Origin of the sequence: [Acidovorax] ebreus TPSY (assembly GCF_000022305.1) — a bacterium.
In the GTDB taxonomy this organism is placed as follows: Bacteria; Pseudomonadota; Gammaproteobacteria; order Burkholderiales; family Burkholderiaceae_C; genus Diaphorobacter; species Diaphorobacter nitroreducens.
This window is the reverse complement of sequence record NC_011992.1, coordinates 127,856-141,821: the sequence shown is the minus strand read 5'-3', so window position 1 is coordinate 141,821 and position 13,966 is coordinate 127,856. Positions and strand designations below refer to the sequence as shown.

The 13,966-nt window shown below is 68.6% G+C and carries 12 protein-coding genes; 4 read left to right on the top strand and 8 right to left on the bottom strand.

Annotation, left to right across the window (positions count from 1 at the left end; translation table 11 throughout):
• Positions 1-87: 87 nt before the first annotated feature.
• The 3 genes from DTPSY_RS00610 to DTPSY_RS00600 all read right to left on the bottom strand — a co-directional run bounded on the left by DTPSY_RS00610 (position 88) and on the right by DTPSY_RS00600 (position 3,035).
• Complete coding sequence (locus DTPSY_RS00610) at positions 88-852, bottom strand: crotonase/enoyl-CoA hydratase family protein (protein WP_012655230.1); 765 nt, start codon at positions 850-852, stop codon at positions 88-90.
• 173 nt (positions 853-1,025) lie between these two features.
• Positions 1,026-1,793, bottom strand: coding sequence for an SDR family NAD(P)-dependent oxidoreductase (locus DTPSY_RS00605; protein WP_012655229.1), 768 nt, complete (start codon positions 1,791-1,793; stop codon positions 1,026-1,028).
• A 63-nt stretch (positions 1,794-1,856) separates the two neighbouring features.
• Positions 1,857-3,035, bottom strand: a complete 1,179-nt coding sequence (locus DTPSY_RS00600) for a thiolase family protein (protein WP_012655228.1) — start codon at positions 3,033-3,035, stop codon at positions 1,857-1,859.
• Positions 3,036-3,243: 208 nt separating this feature from the next.
• Here DTPSY_RS00600 and DTPSY_RS00595 point away from each other — a divergent pair, with 208 nt between their 5' ends.
• The 4 genes from DTPSY_RS00595 (at position 3,244) to DTPSY_RS00580 (ending at position 8,309) form a co-directional block, all read left to right on the top strand.
• The gene (locus DTPSY_RS00595; protein ID WP_041838921.1) at positions 3,244-4,803 is read left to right on the top strand and encodes an AMP-binding protein; all 1,560 of its coding nucleotides are present in this window, start codon (positions 3,244-3,246) and stop codon (positions 4,801-4,803) included.
• Positions 4,804-4,875: 72 nt separating this feature from the next.
• Positions 4,876-6,030 (top strand): acyl-CoA dehydrogenase family protein, encoded by a 1,155-nt coding sequence (locus DTPSY_RS00590; RefSeq protein WP_012655226.1) that lies wholly within the window; start codon positions 4,876-4,878, stop codon positions 6,028-6,030.
• A 44-nt stretch (positions 6,031-6,074) separates the two neighbouring features.
• A complete protein-coding gene (locus DTPSY_RS00585) occupies positions 6,075-7,061 on the top strand; it encodes a Bug family tripartite tricarboxylate transporter substrate binding protein (protein ID WP_012655225.1) in 987 nt (328 codons plus the stop codon).
• A gap of 228 nt (positions 7,062-7,289) precedes the next feature.
• Positions 7,290-8,309: a Bug family tripartite tricarboxylate transporter substrate binding protein gene (locus DTPSY_RS00580; RefSeq protein ID WP_012655224.1), complete on the top strand. Its 1,020-nt coding sequence runs from the start codon at positions 7,290-7,292 to the stop codon at positions 8,307-8,309.
• 16 nt (positions 8,310-8,325) lie between these two features.
• Here the strand turns inward: DTPSY_RS00580 and DTPSY_RS00575 are convergent, their stop codons facing one another.
• The 5 genes from DTPSY_RS00575 to DTPSY_RS00555 all read right to left on the bottom strand — a co-directional run bounded on the left by DTPSY_RS00575 (position 8,326) and on the right by DTPSY_RS00555 (position 13,943).
• Positions 8,326-8,793 (bottom strand): PaaI family thioesterase, encoded by a 468-nt coding sequence (locus DTPSY_RS00575; RefSeq protein WP_012655223.1) that lies wholly within the window; start codon positions 8,791-8,793, stop codon positions 8,326-8,328.
• A 163-nt stretch (positions 8,794-8,956) separates the two neighbouring features.
• Positions 8,957-9,952, bottom strand: a complete 996-nt coding sequence (locus DTPSY_RS00570) for a Bug family tripartite tricarboxylate transporter substrate binding protein (protein WP_012655222.1) — start codon at positions 9,950-9,952, stop codon at positions 8,957-8,959.
• Between the two features lie 27 nt (positions 9,953-9,979).
• Positions 9,980-11,560 (bottom strand): class I adenylate-forming enzyme family protein, encoded by a 1,581-nt coding sequence (locus DTPSY_RS00565; protein ID WP_012655221.1) that lies wholly within the window; start codon positions 11,558-11,560, stop codon positions 9,980-9,982.
• A gap of 45 nt (positions 11,561-11,605) precedes the next feature.
• Positions 11,606-12,556 (bottom strand): Bug family tripartite tricarboxylate transporter substrate binding protein, encoded by a 951-nt coding sequence (locus DTPSY_RS00560; protein ID WP_012655220.1) that lies wholly within the window; start codon positions 12,554-12,556, stop codon positions 11,606-11,608.
• Between the two features lie 178 nt (positions 12,557-12,734).
• Positions 12,735-13,943 (bottom strand): pyridoxal phosphate-dependent aminotransferase, encoded by a 1,209-nt coding sequence (locus DTPSY_RS00555; RefSeq protein WP_012655219.1) that lies wholly within the window; start codon positions 13,941-13,943, stop codon positions 12,735-12,737.
• Positions 13,944-13,966: the final 23 nt, after the last annotated feature.

The following is a 13,966-nucleotide window of genomic DNA, read 5'->3' as shown; positions in this document are numbered from 1 at the left end:
GGGGTCCTTGCGGCACTGCGGCCGCTTTTGCTATGAATTAACTAGCTAATGGCGCCTGATAGGTGAGCGTTAGCGCCCCTTTTCCGATCAAACGCCCTTCCAGACCGGCGGGCGCTTCTCGGCAAAGGCCGCGGCGCCCTCGCGCGCATCCAGCGAGGCGAACACCGGCGCGGTGATGACGGCCTGGCGCTCGAACATCTCGGCCTGCGTCCAGTCGGCCGACTCCTGCGCCACGCGCTTGCTGGCGATCAGCGCGAGCGGGCCGTTGGCGGCCACAGCCTGGGCCAGTTCCAGGGCGCTGTCCAGCGCCTGGCCGGGCTCAACCAGGCGGTTGACCAGGCCATGGGCCTGCGCGCGCTCGGCGCTGAACATGTCGCCCGTGAGGATGGCTTCCATCGCCAGGTGGTAGGGCAGGCGCCTGGGCAGGCGCAGCAGCCCGCCAGCCGCGGCGGCCAAGCCACGCTTGACCTCGGGAAGGCCGAATTGGGCCGTCTTGGCGGCGACGATCAGGTCGCAGGCCAGCACGGTTTCAAAGCCGCCGGCGAGGGCGTAGCCTTCCACGGCCGCAATCAGCGGCTTGCGCGGCGGCTGCTGCGTGAGGCCCAGGAACCCCCGCCCCGGCAGGCTGGGGCGCTTGCCCTGCAAAAAGCCCTTCAGGTCCATGCCCGCGCAGAAGGTGCCGCCCGCGCCGGTGATGACGCCCACCTGCAGGGCGGGGTTGCGGTCCAGCTCGTCCAGCGCTGCCGCCATGGCCTCGGCCATCTCCAGCGTGGCGGCATTGCGCGCCTCGGGGTTGCTCAGCGTCATGATCAGCACGTTGCCGCGCACTTCGACCAGTACCGTGGATGCCATAAAAAAAGTCCTTGCAGTTCTGCGCCGCGTTACGCGGCCCGCGACCTATGAAACTGGCGCTGCCTGAGACCAGGGCGGCCGCGCAAGGGCCGCCCCGCAGCGAGGGCTGCGTCCCCCTGCCCGCGTAGCGCAGCGACGCGAGAGCGGGGGGGGCGCAGCGCCTCAGGGGGGCGTCATCTAGGCGCCATGCGAATGGCCCCATCCAGGCGGATGGTCTCGCCATTGAGCATGGGGTTCTCCAGGATGTGCAGCGCGGTCATGGCGTACTCCGAGGGGTAGCCCAGGCGTGCAGGGTGGGGCACCGAGGCCGACAGCGACTGGCGCACGTTCTCGGGCAGCTTGGCCAGGATGGGCGTATCGAACAGGCCCGGCGCGATGGTGCACACGCGGATGAACTTGGACGCCAGGTCGCGTGCGGCCACGAGGGTCAGGCCGATCACGCCCGCCTTGGAGGAGGCGTACGGAATCTGGCCGATCTGCCCCTCATAGCCCGCCACCGATGCGGTGAGCACGCAGGCGCCGCGCTCGCCATCGATGGGCTCGTTCCCCGCCATGCTCACGGCCGCCAGGCGCAGCACGTTGAACGTGCCGATGAGGTTGACGCGGATGATGTTGACGTATTTTTCCAGCGAGCCGGGGCTGCCGTCCTTCTCGATCAGGCGCAGCGGGCCGCCGATGCCGGCGCAGTGCACCAGCGCGCGGAAGTTGCCGAAGGCCTGGGCCGCGGCGATGGCCGGGGCCATCTGCTCGGCGTCCGATACATCGGCCTTCACATAGCGCAGCCGGCCGGCGTACTGCTGTTCCATGGCCTGGCCGCGCTCGTCGTTCAGGTCCACGACCACCACGTTCAGGCCGCGCTCCAGCAGCTGGAGGGCCGTGGCCTCGCCCAGGCCCGAGACCCCGCCGGTGACGAGGGCGGTCATTCCTTGTTGCAGCTTCATGTTTCTGTCCTTTTTGCCCTCAAGTGCGCAATCACAGGGCGTTTTTTGCTATTAAATTGATAGTTACAAACGTTCGATGATGGTGGCGTTGGCCATGCCGCCGGCCTCGCACATGGACTGCAGGCCGTAGCGCTGGCCGCTGTCTTCCAGGGCGTGCAGCATCGTGGTCATGAGGCGGATGCCCGAGGCGCCCAGCGGGTGGCCCAGGGCGATGGCGCCGCCGCGCGGGTTCAGGCGCTCGCCATCGGCCTTCAGTTCCTTCTGCCAGGCCAGGGGCACGGAGGCGAAGGCCTCGTTGATCTCGTAGTGGTGGATGTCGTCCAGCTTCATCTTGGCCTTGGCCAGCACGCGCTGCGTGGCCGGGATGGGGGCGGTGAGCATGTACAGCGGGTCGTCGCCCACCACGTCGAAGGCCACGAAACGCGCACGGGGACGCAGGCCCAGCTGCTGGGCACGCTGCTCGCTCATGATGAGCATGGCGCTGGCGCCGTCGGTCATCTGCGAGGCATTGCCCGCCGTGGTGGCCCACTGGATCTGCGGGAAGCGCGCGGACAGCTCCTCGTTCTCGAACACGGCCTTCAGGCCGGCGAGCTTTTCCACCGTGGTGCCGGCGCGGATGGTCTCGTCTGCCGTCACGCGGCCGGCAGGGGTGTCGATGCCCACGATCTCGCGCGCAAAGCCTCCGCTGGACTGCGCCGCGTGGGCACGCTGGTGCGAGCGCGCGGCATAGGTGTCCAGCGCGGTGCGGTCCAGGCCCCATTGGGCGGCCACCAGGTCGGCCGAGACACCCTGCCCCACCAGGCCGGGGGCGTAGCGCGCGTCGAACCGTGCGCCGGTGGTGTTCTGGCCCATGCGCGAGCTGCCCATGGGCACGCGGCTCATGGACTCCACGCCGCAGGCGATCACGATGTCCTGCGTGCCGGCCATGATGGCCTGGGCCGCGAAGTGCACGGCCTGCTGGCTGGAGCCGCACTTGCGGTCGATGGTGGTGGAGGGCACGTGCGCAGGCAGGCCCGCAGCCAGCCAGGCCAGGCGCCCGGGCGTGCCGGCCTGCTCGCCAGCCTGGCTCACGCAGCCGCAGATCACGTCATCCACCTGGCCGGGGTCGATCTGGTTGCGCTCCACCAGCTGCTCCAGCACCTGCGAGAGCAGATCCACGGGGTGCACTTGGGCCAGCGCGCCGTCGGGCTTGGCCCGGGCCATGGGACTGCGGATGGCGTCGACGATGACGGGGTTTTTCATGCTTGCTCCATACGTTTTGTGGAACCAATGATCCATTAAAAACAATTTCTCATGGGTTAGTTTGTGCTGAAGGCCGTGTTTACCCGGTGCTTTTTGCGCGTTGCTGCTGAAAAAATCCAGAAAGACATTTGTTTTATGAGACAAGCATTCCGCATTTGGTGGTGTATCGCTGCCGCTGCGGAGCACCGAGGAGCGACGGGTGACAGGCATGCAGGACTTCTTTGGCCGCGCGGCAGCGGCTCCTGAACGGGTGGTATTGGCCATGGCAGAGACCGGGGTGCAGTACCGCGCCGGCGAGGTGGCGCGCAGCGCCCTGGGCATGGCGCAGTGGCTCCATGCCCAGGGGCTGCAGCCGGGCGAGCGCTTCGCGGTGGTGCTGGAAAACCGCGTCGAGATCCTGGCGCTGGCGCTGGCGGCCCGGCAGGCGGGCCTGTATGCCGCCGTGCTCAGCACCCACCTGACGCCGGCCGAGGTGGCCTACATCGTGCGCGACTGCGGTGCACGGCTCGTGGTGGCTTCTGACAAGACCCTGCCGCAGCTCGGCGGGCTGCAGGACGGCCCGCCGCTGCCCTGCTGGACGGTGGATGCGGCCACGCCGCAGGCCGCGTCGCTGCCCGCCGCGCTGGCCGCCCAGCAGGGGCCGGCGGCGGACTTCGCCGACCGCCCGCTGGGGCGCGATCTGCTGTATTCCTCGGGCACCACGGGCCGGCCCAAGGGCGTGCTCAAGCCCCTGTGGCCCGCCCATCTGCGCGGCCAGACCGACCCCGAGGCGCTGGGCACGGCGCGCATCATGGGCATGGGCGAAGACACCGTGTACCTCTCGCCCGCGCCGCTGTACCACGCTGCGCCGCTGCGCTACACGCTGCGCGTGCTGGAGCTGGGCGGGCAGGCCGTGATCATGGAGCGCTTTGACGCCGAGACCGCCCTGGCCCTCATCGAGCGCTACCGCGTCACCCACAGCCAGTGGGTGCCCACCATGTTCGGCCGCATGCTCAAGCTGCCCGAGACCGTGCGCCAGCGCTACGACCTGTCCAGCCACCGCGTGGCCATCCACGCCGCCGCGCCCTGCCCCGTGGATGTGAAGCACGCCATGCTCGACTGGTGGGGCGACATCCTCATGGAGTACTACGCGGGCTCCGAGGGCTGCGGCACGACGATGATCAATTCCGCCGAGTGGCGCCGGCGCCCCGGCTCGGTAGGCCGCCCCACCACGGGCCGGTTGCACATCGTGGGCGACGACGGGCAGGAGTTGCCCGCGGGCGAGATCGGACAGGTGTACTTCTCGGGCGGCGGACAGTTCAGCTACCTCAACGACGAGGAGAAGACGCGCCAGGCCATCAACGAGCGTGGCTGGATCACCTATGGCGACATCGGCCATGTGGATGCCGAGGGCTACCTTTACTTAAGCGACCGGCGCGCAGACCTGATCCTCTCGGGGGGCGTCAACCTGTACCCGCAGGAGATCGAGAACGCCCTGATGCGCCACCCCGACGTGTACGAGGTGGCCGTGGTGGGCGTACCCCACCCCGACTTTGGCGAGCAGCCCCTGGCAGCCGTGGTGCTGCGCCACGGCGCGCAGGCCTCGCTGGACACGGCACGCGCCATTGCCGCCCAGGCGGCCGAGGTGTTGGCGCGCATGAAGCTGCCCCAGCGCGTGGTGTTCGTCGATGCGCTGCCGCGCCTGGAGACCGGCAAGCTGCTGCGCCGCAAGCTGAAGGAGCGCTTTCGTGACGAGCCGCAGGCGGGGTTTGCCCTGCGAGACTCCTGAAATCATAGCTACTAGCGCTTACCAGATAAGCGCTAAAGCCCATTTAGACATTTAGACCCTGAGACACCGACCATGCAAGACCTGATCCAGCGCACCGTTTTCCGTGAAGACCATGAACAGTTCCGTGACGCCGTGCGCCACTTCTTCGACAAGGAAATCGTGCCGCACCTGGCCGACTGGGAGCGCAACGGCATCGTGCCCAAGGAAGTGTGGCGCAAGGCCGGTCGCGAAGGGCTGCTCAACACCATGCTGCCCGAGCCCTACGGCAGCGGCGGAGACTTCGGCCATGCGGCCGTGTTGATCGAGGAGGTAGGCCGCACCAACGCCACGGCGCTGGGCTTTCCGCTGCACTCGGACATCGTGGCGCCCTACATCTACGCCTACGGCAACCAGGAGCAGCACGACCGCTGGCTGCCCAAGATGGCCGCCGGCGAAATGATCGGCGCCATTGCCATGACCGAGCCCGGCGCGGGCAGCGACCTGAAGTCCGTGCGCACCACCGCCAAACTGGTCAAGAGCAGCGAAGGCGACCACTACGTCATCAACGGTGCCAAGACCTTCATCACCAACGGCATCAATTCCGAGATCGTGATCGTGGTCTGCAAGACCGCGCCCGACCTGGGCGCCAAGGGCGTGTCGCTGATCGTGGTGGAAGACGGCACGCCGGGTTTCAGCAAGGGCCGCAAGCTGGAAAAGATCGGCCTGATGGGGCAGGACACCTCGGAGCTGTTCTTTGACAACGTGAAGGTGCCCGTGGGCAACCTGCTGGGCGAGGAGAACATGGGCTTCAAGTACCTGATGCAGGAGCTGGCCCAGGAGCGCCTGGTGGTGGCGGTGCGCGCGGCCCGCTGCATCGAGTCCTTCCTGCAAAAGACCATCGACTACACGCGCGAGCGCAAGGCCTTCGGCCAGACCGTGTTCGAGTTCCAGAACACGCGCTTCAAGCTGGCCGAGGCCAAGGCGCAGGCCACCATGCTGCGCACCTTCGTCGACGAATGCATGAAGCTGCACATGCAGCGCAAGCTGACGCCCGAGCGCGCCGCCATGGTCAAGCTCAACGCCACGGCGCTGCAGAACAAGCTGCTCGACGAGTTCCTGCAACTGCACGGCGGCTACGGCTACATGACCGAATACCAGGTGGGCCGCGCCTGGACCGATGCCCGCATCGGCCGCATCTACGGCGGCAGCGACGAGATCATGAAGGAAATCATCGCCCGCACGCTGTAGCACGAGCCATTCCCTTTCCACATAAAACCCAAGGAGACAACACCATGGCATTCACCCGGCGCAAGACCCTGGGCCAATGGCTGCCCCTGATCGCCCTGGCCGCCACGTGCGGCGTGGGCGCCGCACAGGCGCAGGACCATTACCCGAGCAAACCCATCCGCGTCATCGTGCCCTATCCGGCCGGCGGAGGCACGGACATCATTGCCCGCCTGATCGGCACGCAGCTGTCACAGCGCCTGGGCCAGGCCGTGGTGGTGGAAAACAAGCCCGGGGCCAGTGGCATCCTGGGCAACGACACCGTGGCCAAGGCGCCCGGCGACGGCTACACGGTGCTCATGGGCATCACCACCGTGGTGCAGATCCCGGCGCTGTACAAGAAGGTGCCCTACAAGCTCAGCGACCTGGCCCCGGTGTCGCAGGTGGCCAAGTCGGCCGACCTGCTGATGGTGCCGCGCAGCTCGGGCGTGACCACGCTGCAGCAGTTCGTGGACAAGGCCAAGGCAGCCCCCGGCACGCTCAACTTCGGCAGCTACGGCAACGCCACCTCGTCGCACATGAACGGCGAGCGCTTCAAGCAAAAGGCCGGCATCGACATCACGCACATTCCCTACCAGGGCTCGGGCCCCGAGATGGCGGCCATGCTGGGCGGGCAACTGTCGCTGGCCTTCGTGGACGCCACGGCCGCCTACCCGCACATCAAGTCGGACAAGATCAACATCCTGGCCATCACCGGCGCACAGCGCCACCCGGCCCTGCCCCAGGTGCCCACCATGACCGAAGCCGGCTACCCCGGCCTGGAAGCCAACGGCTGGTTCGGCATGTTCGTACCCGCCACCACGCCCAAGGCCATCGTGGACAAGCTGGGCAGCGAGGTGAGTTCCATCGTCAAGTCGCCCGAGCTGAACAAGCGCCTGACCGAGATGGGCCTGATCCCCGTGGGGTCCCTGCCCGACGACTTCAAGGCCCAGATCGACAAGGACGCTGCCCACTGGAAGGCCGTGGCCGAGGCCGCCAAGATCTCGATGGACTGAGATGAAACGACGCCCCCCGAGTCGCTTCGCGCCTGCCCCCGCTCTCGCATTGCTGCCATGCGGGCAGGGGACGCAGCCCTCGCTGCGGGGCGGAGCGGCGCGGGCCTAGGCCGGCATAGGCCCTTGCTTGGTGGCGGCCCTGGCTTGGGGTGCGCCGGTTGCGTGGGCTGCGGGCGGTGCGTAGCGCTATGGATAACTGAGAGGCCATACAGGCAAAGGAGACGCGCGATGAAACACGAAGCCCACCCCCTTGGATGGAACCGGCGCCACCTGCTGGCCCTGGCCGCCGCAACCGCGGCGGCAGGCCCGCTCGGCGCACGGGCGCAGGCCGCGCCCACCGGCTTCGCCACCCGCCCCGTGCGGGTGGTGGTGCCCTTTGCCGCCGGCGGCGCCACCGACGTGATCGCCCGCATACTGGGCGAGCGCATGGCGCAGCGCTTTGGCCAGTCGGTGGTGGTGGACAACAAGCCCGGCGCGGCCGGCCTGATCGCCGGCGAGATGGTCGCCAAGGCGCCGCCCGACGGCATGACGGCGCTGCTGGGCACCACCTCGTCGATGCTGACCAACAAGTACCTGTACAAGAAAACGCCCTACGACCCGCTGACCGAGCTGACCCCGCTGGTGCGCGTGTGCCTGGCGCCGATCGCCCTGGTGGTCACCGCCGACACGCCGGCGCAGAACCTGCAGGACTTCATGGCCTGGATCCGCTCCCAGAAGGGCAAGCTGACCTATGGCTCCTACGGCATCGGATCGCACGGCCAACTGGCCTGCACCACGCTCAGCGAGGTGGCCGGCGCCGACATGACGCATGTGGCCTACAAAGGTGAGGCGCCGATGGTGCAGGACCTGCTGGGCGGACAGATCAAGATCGGCATGGGCAGCCTGCTGTCGCTCAAGGCGCACGTCGACGCGGGCAAGCTGCGCGCGCTGGCCGTGACCGGCCCGCGTCGCGTGCCGCTGCTGCCCGAGGTGCCCACCTTCACCGAGGCCGGCTACCCACAGGATGCGCTGTCGATTGTGGGTTGGTTGGCGATTGCCGGCCCCAAAGCCATGCCGGCCGACGTGGCGCGGCAATGGGCCCAGGCTGCCAACCACGCCGTGGCCAGCCGCGAGGGCCTGGCGCGCATCATCGCCGCCGGCTTCGTACCGGTGGACGACGACACGCCCGAGAAGTTCGCCCGCCTGTGGGCCCAGGAAGCCCCTGTCTGGGGCCGCCTGCTGCAAGCTGCAGGCGTCCAACCCAGCTGAGCAGCCCCGCTGGCGCCTAGGCGCTGGCGGATGCAGTGGAGCGGGCGATCAGCTTGAAGCTGCCCGTCGCCATGGCCACCAGCGTGCCGTCCTCGGCGCGCACTTCGCCGCGCACGAAGCTGATGGAGCGGCCGCGCCGCTCGCAGCGCGCGGTGGCAATCAGATCGCCCGTGCCCGCGGCGACGTAATGCAGCGTCAGGTCGATGGTGGCCACGCCATAGGCAGCCGGGTCGTGCGCGCGCGCCGCCGCGGCCAGCGTGCAGTCCAGCAGCGTAGCGATCGATCCGCCATGGACCTCGCCACGGCTGTTGGCCTGGTCCGCCTGGAAACGCATGCGCACCTGGGCCATGTCGTGGCCGATGCGTTCACCGCGCAGCGCCATGGCGCGGGCCATGGCCATGGGCAGGCCAAAGAACATGTCGGGGGCTTCGCCGGCGAAGGGGCTCAGGGGAATGTCGGCGGTGATGGAAGACGGTTGTTGCATGAAGGGGATTGTCAGTGGTTCATGGTGCGCCCGCACGGCAGGGCCCAGGCACGGGCGGCCGCGCAAGGGCCTATGCCGGCCTATGCCGGCCGCGCCGCCGCGCTGGCTGCGTCCTGCCCGGCGCAGCCGCGAGGGGGGAAGCGGCGCAGCGGCTCAGGGGGTGTCAATCCACTCTTGCCCCCGTGGACTTGACCACGGCGGCCCAGCGCGTGATCTCGCGCTCGATGTGCGCCTGCAGCGCCTCGGGGGTGGAGCCCACGGGCTCGTAGCCGCCGGCGGCCAGTTGGGATTGCAGCTGGGGCTGGCGCAGCGCGGCGGCGATCTCGCGGCTCAGGCGCTGGGTAATCTCGGGTGGCGTGCCGGCTGGCGCGATCAGCGCATACCAGCCGGTCACGTCAAAGCCGGCCATGCCCTGCTCCTGCACCGTCGGCACCTCGGGCGCCAGGGCCGAGCGCTGCGGGCTGGTGACGGCCAGCGCATGCATGCGCCCGCCGCGGATGTGCGGCATGGAGGTGGAGATGCTGTCGAACGTGAGGTCGATGTCACCCGCCAGCATGGCATTGACCACGCCGGCGCTGCCTTTGTAGGGCACGTGCGTCATCTTGACCCCGGCAATGCTGCTGAAGTATTCCGCCGCGAGGTGCCCGGTGTTGCCGTTGCCGGCCGAGCCAAAGGTGAGCTTGCCCGGCGCCGCCTTGGCGGCCTGGATCAGTTCATGGATGTTTTTTGCAGGCAGCTTGCCGCTGGCCGCCACCACCATGGGCAGGTTGGCCACCAGCGACACGGGGGCGAAGTCCTTGCGCGTGTCGTAGGGCAGCTTGGGGTAGAGGCTGTCGTTGATGGCATGCGCGGCCAGCACCATGAACACGGTGTAGCCATCGGGCTTGGCCCGCGCCACATACTGCGAGGCCAGCGTGCCGCCCGCCCCGGGTTTGTACTCCAGCACCACGGGCTGGCCCAGCTGCTGCTGCAACTGCATCGCCAAGGGGCGCCCCAGCAGGTCGGCGCTGCCACCAGGCGGGTAGGGAATCACGAGCTGGATCGGCTTGGCGGGCCAGGCGTCCGCGGCGTAGGCAACGGGCGCCAGCAGGGCGCTGGCGGTCAGGGCCATGCTGGCGAGCAAGGCGCGGCGCAGCCGCGAGGGACGAGGCAGTGACATGGCAGTCTCCGGGTGGTGAGAGGAAAGTCAGCCGGCGATGGGCGCCGCTTGCAGGTACTGCTCGCGCAGCGTGCGCTTGAGCACCTTGCCGATCTCGCTGCGCGGCAGGCGTTCGACCAGCCGCAGGTCGGCCACGCGCTGGGTCTTGCCCACGCGGGTGTTGAGCCATTCGCGCAATTCTTCTGCGGTGGGCTGTGAGCCCGAGCGCCCCACCACATAGGCCACGGGTGTCTCGCCCCACTGCTCGGAGGGCACGCCGACCACGGCGCACTCGGCCACCTGCGGGTGCTGGCACAGCACAGCCTCGATGTCGCTCGGGTAGACGTTGAAGCCGCCCGTGATGATCATGTCCTTCTTGCGGTCGCCCAGCACGATGAAGCCGTCCGCGTCCAGCCGGCCCACGTCGCCGCTGCGGATGTAGCGCCGGCCTTCCGCATCGAACCACTCGGCCTCGCGCGTCTTGTCCGGCAGGCGGTAGTAGCCGCTCATCATCCCGGCCGAGCGGCCGACGATCTCGCCCTGCTCGCCCGCAGGCAGTTCGCGCCCCTGCTCGTCGATGAACCGGATGTCGGCGCCCTCGCCCGGGCGGCCCACGGTGTGCAGCTTGTGCGGAAAGTCATGGCAGTGCAGCTCGCAGCGCACGCCGCCTTCGGTCATGCCGTAGTACTCGATGAGCCGGCCCGGCCAGCGCCGCAGCACCTCGGCCTTGAGCGCGGCACTGAAGGGCGCGCTGGTGCAGAACTTGTGTTGCAGCCGGCTCAAGTCCGTGCGGTCGAAATCCGAGCAGGCCATCAGGCGCTGGTACTGCACGGGCACCAGCATGGTGTGGGTAGCGCCGTGCTGCTGGGCCAGCGCCAGATAGCGCGTGGCATCGAACTTGCGCATCAGCACCAGCGTGCCGCCCAGCGCCAGCGTGGGCAACGCCGCCACCAGCGTGGTGTTGGAGTACAGCGGCGTGGCGCACAGCGAGACGGCATCGGGCCCATAGCCATTGGTGACTGCGCGCCGCACATGCGCCCAGCGCATGGCCCAGGACTGCACGATGCCCTTGGGCACGCCCGTGGTGCCCGAGGAATAGATCACGTTGAACGGCCAGTCGGGCTCGGGCGTTATCGGTGCCGGTGTCGTTGCCGGTGCGCCATCACCCTGGGCCAGCCATTGCGACCAGGGCTCGCCCGCTTCGGCCGCATCGTCCAGGGCCACGCAGCGCAGCGCAGCGCCGGCATGCAGCGGCCATTGCGCGGCCACCTCGCGGTCGCGCAGCACCAGGCGCGCGCCGCAGTTGTCCAGCATGGCGCTCAGGTGCTCGGCAGTGGCCGAAGGCGCCAGCGGCGCCACGGCCACGCCGGCGCGCAGAGCGCCCAGGTAGGCCAGCACATATTCGACCGAGGTGCCTGCGCAGATGGCCACCACATCGCCGGGTTGCATGCCGTCACGCTGCAGGCTGCGCGCCACGCGGTCCATGCCGGCGTGCAGCGCGGCGTAGTCCAGGCGCCGGTCCTCCAGGACCAGGGCAGTGTGGCCGGGGCGGTGCGCGGCCTGGCGTTCTATCAGTTCGGGCAGCGAGCCGAAGGGCTGGGCCAGCAGGTGTTCGATGTCTGGATGCATGGAATCGGGAGAGAGTGAAAGACGGAGGCGCACGCCCCGCCCGGGTTATTCGAGGGACAGGCCCGCCGCCTTGACGATCTGTGCCCAGCTCTTGCGTTCCTGGGCGATGAAGGCGTCGTACTCGGCAGGCGTCTCGCCACCGGGCACGCCGCCCAGTTCGGCAAAACGCTGGCGCACCTCGGGCGTTTGCATGGCCTTGCGCGCCGATTGCTGCAGGCGCTCGACCACCGCATCGGGCGTGCCGGTCGGCGCCAGCAGGCCGAACCAGGCCGTGACCTGCATGGGCACGCCAGCCTCGGCCATGGTCGGCACATCAGGCAGTTGCGCCGAGCGCTCGGCGCTGGTGATGGCCAGCGCGCGGAACTTGCCGGCCTTGATGTGCGGCATGGAGCTGGGCAGGTTGTCGATCATGAAATCCACCTGCTGCCCCAGCAGCGCCGTGACGGCAGGCGCCGCGCCGGGATAAGGCACCAGGGTCACTTCGATGCCTGACTTCTGGCGGAACATCTCCGAGGACATGTGGGGGGACTGCCCCACGCCCGAGGTGGACACATTGAGGCGGCGCGTCTTCGCCAGGCTGACCAGCTCCTGCGCACTGCGCACGGGGGAGTCGGCATGGACCACGAGGATGTTGGGTACGGAGATCACGTTGGTGATGCCGCGCAGGTCGCTTTCCTTGTAGCTGAGCTGCTTGTAGAGGCTGAAGTTGATCGCCACCGGGCCGATGTTGCCCATGAGCAGCGTGTAGCCGTCGGGCTTCGCGCGCGCCACCTGCGCGGTGCCGATGCTGCCGCCGCCGCCACCCTTGTTCTCCACGACGATGGAAGTGCCCAGGTCCTTGGCCATCTTCTCGGCCAGCACGCGCGCCGCGATGTCGGTGGTGCCGCCCGCAGCAGCTGGCACGACGATGGTGATGGGACGCTCGGGCCAGGCAGCCCAGGTGGCCAGCGGAAGGGCGGTCAGGCAGAGGGCAAGCAGATGGCGGCGCAGGGGCATGTCGTGTCCTTGTCGTGTGCAATGGGTTCACCACACGATAAGGGCAGGCTGACGGCGACGGCTCAGGGTTTCATGGGAGACACGCTTCGTGATTCAGCAACCCATGCTTAGGCAGGTTGAAAGGACGGCGGGGACGCGTGTACACGTGGTGACTGCGGCCGCCGGCCGCACACGCCTGTCAAGCCGTGGCACGCTGCACGAATCGCGCAAGACGCTCCACGCCCTCACGCAGTCTGGCCCCGTCGGACACCGCGTGGCACCAGCGCAGCCAGCCTTCACCCTCGGGGCCGAAGGCCGCGCCCGGCGCCAGGCCCAAGCCGACCTCGCTCACCAGATGTTTGGCAAGCGCCAGGGAGTCGTCAAAGCCCGCCAGGCGGAAGAACACGTACATCGCCCCGCCGGCATCGGGCACTTCCACACCCGGCACGGCACGCAGCGCTTGCACCAGCAGCCGGCGGCTTTCCACGAGGCCCGCGCGCAGCTGCGCCACATGCGCCTCGCCCTGCTGTAAAGCCACCGTTGCGGCGCGCTGCACGGGCTCGAAGATGCACGAGAAGTTGTATTCAATGACCTTGCCCAGGTCGGCCTCCAGCGCCTCGGGCACCACCATCCAACCCGCGCGCCAACCCGTCATGCACCACGCCTTGGAACAACTGTTGACCGAGATGATGCGGTCGCCCGGTGCGTAGTGGCGCAGGAAAGAAGGTGCGCTGGCCAGCTGCGGGTCGTATACCAGACGCTCGTACACGTCGTCGCTCAGAATCCAGATGCCATGGCGGCGGCAGTGCGCGAGGATCGCCACCAGGCTTTCCTCATCGATGGTCCAGCCTGTGGGGTTGTTGGGTGAATTGAGGATGAGCATGCGCGTGCCCGGCGTGAGCGCATCCAGCAGCCGATCCAGCGCAAGCGTCCAGCGCCCGCCCCGCACCGCCAGTGGCACGCGTTCAACCTGCGCGCCCAGAATGCGCGGCATCTCCAGCAGGTTGGGCCACAGCGGCGTGACGGCCACCACGCGGTCGCCCGGCGACAGCAGCATCTGGCAGGTAAGCATCAGCCCGGCATCGCCCGAGGCCACAGCGCCGATGCGCTGGGCGGACACCTCGCGTCCGTGCAGGTCCGACAGATATTGCGCGATGGCCTCGCGCAGGTAGGGCCGGCCCAGATTCTGCGAATAGAAGGTCTCGCCCGAACCGAGCGACTGCGCCGCCGCATCCCGGATGAACTGCGGCGTGGGCTGATCGGACTCGCCAAACCAGAAGGGCAGCACGTCCGCGCGCCCCATGCCGGTGTTGGCGACTTCGCGGATCAGCGATCCGCCCAGGCTCTGGATGGCGGGCCGCGCCAGGGCGGGCAGGAGGGTATCGGTGGGCGAAGCGGGGTTGTGCATGCGGGCCAGATGGAAAGCGAAAA

Bases quoted from the DNA above. Each gene is read 5' to 3' on its own strand.
- DTPSY_RS00580 (WP_012655224.1), top strand. From the start codon at position 7,290: ATGAAACACGAAGCCCACCCCCTTGGATGGAACCGGCGCCACCTGCTG.
- DTPSY_RS00595 (WP_041838921.1), top strand. From the start codon at position 3,244: ATGCAGGACTTCTTTGGCCGCGCGGCAGCGGCTCCTGAACGGGTGGTA.
- DTPSY_RS00605 (WP_012655229.1), bottom strand. From the start codon at position 1,793: ATGAAGCTGCAACAAGGAATGACCGCCCTCGTCACCGGCGGGGTCTCG.
- DTPSY_RS00590 (WP_012655226.1), top strand. From the start codon at position 4,876: ATGCAAGACCTGATCCAGCGCACCGTTTTCCGTGAAGACCATGAACAG.
- DTPSY_RS00565 (WP_012655221.1), bottom strand. From the start codon at position 11,560: ATGCATCCAGACATCGAACACCTGCTGGCCCAGCCCTTCGGCTCGCTG.
- DTPSY_RS00570 (WP_012655222.1), bottom strand. From the start codon at position 9,952: ATGTCACTGCCTCGTCCCTCGCGGCTGCGCCGCGCCTTGCTCGCCAGC.
- DTPSY_RS00560 (WP_012655220.1), bottom strand. From the start codon at position 12,556: ATGCCCCTGCGCCGCCATCTGCTTGCCCTCTGCCTGACCGCCCTTCCG.
- DTPSY_RS00575 (WP_012655223.1), bottom strand. From the start codon at position 8,793: ATGCAACAACCGTCTTCCATCACCGCCGACATTCCCCTGAGCCCCTTC.
- DTPSY_RS00610 (WP_012655230.1), bottom strand. From the start codon at position 852: ATGGCATCCACGGTACTGGTCGAAGTGCGCGGCAACGTGCTGATCATG.
- DTPSY_RS00585 (WP_012655225.1), top strand. From the start codon at position 6,075: ATGGCATTCACCCGGCGCAAGACCCTGGGCCAATGGCTGCCCCTGATC.
- DTPSY_RS00555 (WP_012655219.1), bottom strand. From the start codon at position 13,943: ATGCACAACCCCGCTTCGCCCACCGATACCCTCCTGCCCGCCCTGGCG.
- DTPSY_RS00600 (WP_012655228.1), bottom strand. From the start codon at position 3,035: ATGAAAAACCCCGTCATCGTCGACGCCATCCGCAGTCCCATGGCCCGG.